At 70.4% G+C, this 4,724-nt stretch carries 6 protein-coding genes; 3 read left to right on the plus strand and 3 right to left on the minus strand.

What is annotated here, in order from left to right; translation table 11 throughout:
* Positions 1-639: YhgE/Pip domain-containing protein (locus tag AB0J09_RS56550; RefSeq protein WP_360710922.1), on the minus strand; the 639-nt coding region annotated here is incomplete at its 3' end.
* Positions 636-1,196, minus strand: coding sequence for an ATP-binding cassette domain-containing protein (locus AB0J09_RS56555; protein ID WP_360710925.1), 561 nt, complete (start codon positions 1,194-1,196; stop codon positions 636-638). The genes AB0J09_RS56550 and AB0J09_RS56555, both read right to left, overlap by 4 nt.
* Before the next feature lie 97 nt (positions 1,197-1,293).
* Between AB0J09_RS56555 and AB0J09_RS56560 the strand changes: the two genes are divergently transcribed.
* The 3 genes from AB0J09_RS56560 to AB0J09_RS56570 all read left to right on the plus strand — a co-directional run bounded on the left by AB0J09_RS56560 (position 1,294) and on the right by AB0J09_RS56570 (position 3,037).
* Complete coding sequence (locus AB0J09_RS56560; RefSeq protein ID WP_360710928.1) at positions 1,294-1,563, plus strand: SGNH/GDSL hydrolase family protein; 270 nt, start codon at positions 1,294-1,296, stop codon at positions 1,561-1,563.
* Positions 1,564-1,751: 188 nt separating this feature from the next.
* Positions 1,752-2,189: a hypothetical protein gene (locus AB0J09_RS56565; RefSeq protein ID WP_360710931.1), complete on the plus strand. Its 438-nt coding sequence runs from the start codon at positions 1,752-1,754 to the stop codon at positions 2,187-2,189.
* A complete protein-coding gene (locus AB0J09_RS56570) occupies positions 2,186-3,037 on the plus strand; it encodes an endonuclease/exonuclease/phosphatase family protein (protein ID WP_360710934.1) in 852 nt (283 codons plus the stop codon). Before AB0J09_RS56565 ends, AB0J09_RS56570 begins: the two co-directional genes overlap by 4 nt.
* 105 nt (positions 3,038-3,142) lie before the next feature.
* Here AB0J09_RS56570 and AB0J09_RS56575 read toward each other — a convergent pair.
* Positions 3,143-4,724: hypothetical protein (locus AB0J09_RS56575; RefSeq protein ID WP_360710937.1), on the minus strand; the 1,582-nt coding region annotated here is incomplete at its 5' end.

Here is a 4,724-nt window from a genome sequence, read left to right on the forward strand (position 1 = left end):
GGAGAGCTGCCGAGCGCCGTTCTCTGCCGCGCCCAGGCCGCTGCTGAGCCGGGAGACGCCGTCACCGAGTCGCACGGCGCCGTCGTGCAGCTTGTCCGCGCCCTCGGCGGCCTCCGTCGTCTTGTCGTGGATGTCGCCGATCGAGACGAAGACGTTGTCGAAGTAGTCGCGGATCGCCGTGCGCTCTGCCGCCGCCCGCACCTCGTTGAACACCGCGTCCGAGATGCTGCCCATGATGTAGCTGCGGCCCGTGTCCACGCGAAGGCCGAGCCGCGCCGGACTGGGGACGGCATCGTTGTCGGCGGGCGAGGCCAGCTTGGCGCTGAAATCGGTGGGCACGCTCAGCGACAGGTAGAAGGTGCCGTCCGCGACCCCGTCGGCCGCTTCCTGCGCGGTGGTCTCGTGCCAGCCGAGCACGTCGCGCTTCAGCAGTTCGTCGGCCAGGTCGCGGCCCGCGTGCAGAGTCTTCCCCGCGGCTTGGGCCGGTTGGTCCTCGACGACCAGCGCGACCGGCACCTGGGCCAGATTGCCCTGCGGGTCCCAGAACGACCACAAATACAGTCCCGCGTACAGGAGCGGCAGCACCACCACCGCCGCCAGCGCCGCCCGTGTCAGCCGCGACCGCAACAGGCCCTTCACGACAGCTCCACGAGCTGGTCGAAGCGGGCGGGCGGCGCCACGCAGGCGGCCACCACCGTGTGGTCGAGGTCGCGCAGCAGGTTCCACAGCGCCTGCTGCCGGTCGGCCGGCAGACCCGCATCCACGTTGTCAGCGACGATCATCTCCGGCTCGTCCAGCAGCGCCAGCGCGACGCCCAGCCGCACCTGTCGCTCTCGGTCCAGTTCCCGCACCAGCACCCGCTCCTGGCCCGCCAGCCCGACCCGCTCCAGAACCTCCTGGTACGGCCGGCGGCGCCGCTCCCGCAGGTGCTCCCCGACCGTCAGCGAGCGGTCCAGATCCGTCACCCCGTCGACCAGCGCCAAGGCCACGGCTTTGCGGATGGCGCGGCGCCTGACGTGCCCGGCGACGTTCAGGGTGCCTTTCGTGGGCTTCATCCGCCCGGCCAGCGTCAACAGCAGGCTCGTCCGCCCGCTTCCCGCCGAACCCGCGACCACCGTGAGCGTGCCGGCCCCGGCCTTCAACGAGACCTCCGGGTACACGCCCTCCACCGCCAGCCCTTCCGCGATGATCAACACGACTCTCCATCTTTATACTGACCAGTCAGTACAAAGATAGACCCAGACCGGATGACCGCGCTCAGGGAGATGTGGTGGCATTCGTCACCCTTCCGGCATGCCAAGAAGGGCCTCACGCCTCCGCCGCCCGGCCCCTCCGAGCCAGGATGAAATTTTCCGCTACCAGGCCAACGCCGTCGTGATCAACCTGGGCACCAACGACGTGGGGCACGGCGTGAGCACCACCACCTTCCAGGCGTCCTACACCCACCTGCTGCAGGAGGTACGGGCGGCGGCGATCTTCGCGCTGGAGACCTTCACCAGGCGGTACGCCACACAGACGCGGACGACGCCAACGTCTCCTACGTCCCCACCGAGGGCTGGCTGACCAGCGCGAACATGTCCGACAATGTCCACCCGAACGACAGCGGCCATGTGGTCATCGCCGATCGCCTGGCGCCGATCATCGCCGCCAGGCTTTGACCGAAGCACTCCCGCGTACGCCTGCCTCAGTTCCCACGTGCTCTCGACGGCAAGGGCTGGAGCTTCCCCGCCGAACAACTGCCCGAGCCGGGCATGCGCACTGTGTCGGGCGGCGCCTACCTGATCCCGGAGACCAAGGGCACGGCGGGCAACTTCCACAGCCTGCGCGGCCAGCGCACCTACCTCACGCCGGGCCGCTACCAGGCCCTCGACCTGCTGGTCACGGCCGTGAACGGCGACCAGCAGACCGAGCTCACGATCACCTACGCGGACGGCACGACCTCCACGGCTCCGCTCAAGGTGACCGACTGGGCGAGCCCGTCACCCCACTTCGGCGAGGAGGTGGCGATCACGGCCGACACCCGCTACAACATCAACAACACCGCCGACGGCCGCAAGGTGAGCGTCTGGCGGGTGTCGGTACCCGCCGACGTGGCCCGGGAGGCGGTCTCGTTCGCCAGCCCCGCGGTGCCCAACATCAAGATCTTCGCACTGACCGCCCGCACAGCGAACGAGGACGAAAAGCGATGAGACGAACCTTCTTCACCGCCGCACTGGTGGCCACGGCTGTCGCAGCCACACTGAGCGCACCGCCCGCGATGGCGGACGCGAACGGCCGGGACGTGCGGCTCCGGGTGGCCACGTACAACATCCACGCGGGCGCCGGGCAGAACGGCCGCTTCGACCTCGCCCGGCAGGTGGAGGCGATGCGCGCGCTGAACGCCGACGTCATCGCCCTGCAGGAGGTGGACGTCCACTGGGACGCCCGCAGCGAGTGGCGAGACCTGGCCTCGGAGCTCGCCACCGCCCTGGGCATGCGGGTCTTCTTCGGCCCGATCTACGATCTCGACCCGCCGGCGGACGGCAAACCTCGCAGGCAGTACGGCAACGCGATCCTGACCAGATATCCGATCCTGTACGCGGAGAACCACTCGATCACCCGGTTGTCGACCCAGACGCCGAACCCGGCGCCCGAGCCCGCGCCGGGCTTCCCCGAGGTCGTGGTCAACGCCAAGGGAGCCCACGTGCACGTGTACGGCACCCACCTGGACTACCGCCAGGATCCGGCGGTCCGGCAGCTCCAGGTGGCCGACACCCTCAAGATCATGGCCGAGCGCGGAGGCCTGGACCCGCAAGTCCTGCTCGGCGACTTCAACGCCCGCCCCGACGCGCCCGAGCTCGCCCCGCTGTGGGGCGAGCTGACCGACGCCATGGCGGGGAAGCCCGACCTGACCTACCCGGCCGAGGCGCCCGACAGGCGCATCGACTACGTGGCGGTCTCCCGCACGGTAGGCATCCGGGCCACGCAGGTCCCGCACACCCCGGCCTCCGACCACCTCCCCGTCGTCGCCGACATCACGGTCAAACGGGGCCGCTGAACCACCGACCACGCGGGGCGGGACGGCGAATTCGTCGTCGAGCCCGCCCTGCCGTGGATCAGGTTCCCGGCTCCCACCCGGACAGGCGACCGGTGACGCCGACTTCTATGACGCCCCGCGGCCGCCCGACAGATGTTCCCGTAACAGCGCGAAGAATGTGTCGCCGCGGACGATCTCGAACGGGTCCGCCAGGAGGCCTGCGAGCTCGGCGATGTCGGCCGGCGTCCAGTTCCAGGCGTTGACCGCGCCGGCGATGAACAGCGGCTCACTCCCGTCCCATCCCTCGATCCGCCGCACCAGCGTGTCCCGGTACTCGTGCGCCTTGCCCTGCGGCGAGAAGTTCCCGATCACAGGCAGGCCCGCCGGGTCGATCAGCAGGTCGCCGGTCTCCCACGACTGGATGATGCCGCGCACCGGGGTGTCGCGCCGGTACGCGGCGGCGATGCGCTCGTCGAAGGCCACCCAGCCGTCGCCCTCGGGCTTGCGGTGGTTGTAGCCGTAGATGAGATCCATGCCGGTGCGGCGCAGGAAACGGCCGGTGAGCTGTGTGTACGCGGCCAGCGCCGCCGCCGGCCACGACCCCGGGTAGGTGTAGCCGGCGCCGGACGGGCCGGCGACGAGCAGGTCGTCGGCGGTGGCCGTGCGCTGGTAGTACGCCAGCAGAGCGGGCCCGATGTCGGCCAGCAACGGGCTGACCGTCCAGTTGACCGGCACGCCACCGCGCTTGGGGTCGTCCCAGATCTCGCGCATCCGGCGCTGGCAGTACTGGATGTTGTCGCCCTCGCCGATCGTGAGCGTGAGGTAGACGCGGTTGCGCAGCCTGGCCGGCGGTCGCGGTCGCACCCGGTCGGAGATCTCGGCGGAGACCCCGGCGTGGACGGTGGCGTTCATGTAGTAGTCGGCGGGGACCACCTCGACGCCGTGCTGGGAGGCCCGGTCGACGCCGCCCCACTCGCCTGCCACGTCGTTGGAGAACCAGCCCGCGTACGGCGTGGCGGGCTCTACCCGGCCGAAGATCTCGTCGAGCAGCTCACCGGTCCCGCCGGTGGGCGGCAACCAGAAGACCATGGCCCGGGTCGCCACCGCGTAGTCGCGGAAGTAGGGGAACGGCTCGACCCGGGTGGGGGCGGTGGTGGCGGCGGTGACCAGGTACTGGTTCCACAGGTCCACCTCGACGAGCAATTGCCGGGCGCCGGCGGGGGCGGTGAAGCGGTAGATGAAGTAGTTGCCGCCGTCGGCGAAGCGGTTGTTGTCGCCGCCGATGGCGGAGTTGAGTCCGTCGAAGAGGTAGGGGGCCTCGGCGTCCGTGCCGGGGGTGAACGCCGCGATCTGTGTCCCGTCCGCGGTCACCTTCACCGAGCCCACCGACGCTCCCCAACCGTCGTCGCCGAGCGAGTCCTGGAAGCGCAGATAGACGCCGTCCTGGGCGGTCGGCAGCTCCTGGCTCAGGTCGAACGTGCGCATCGCCCGGTTGGAGGAGTCGCGGACGCGCTCGGTCTCTCGCGCGAGCTCGCGCCACTGCACGCCGTCCACCCGCACGGTCCTGGTGGGCGGGAGCCCGGCGAGCAGGGTGTGGGTGCAGCGGGGGAACAACTGGTCGAGTTGCCAGCGGTACGTGGCCAGGACGTCGGCGGGGTCGAAGCGGCCGCGCAGGTCCACGACAGTCCGAAGGCCGTGCGCGGCGGCC

The sequence above is a fragment of the Nonomuraea sp. NPDC049784 genome (assembly GCF_040659615.1).
Lineage (GTDB): Bacteria > Actinomycetota > Actinomycetes > Streptosporangiales > Streptosporangiaceae > Nonomuraea.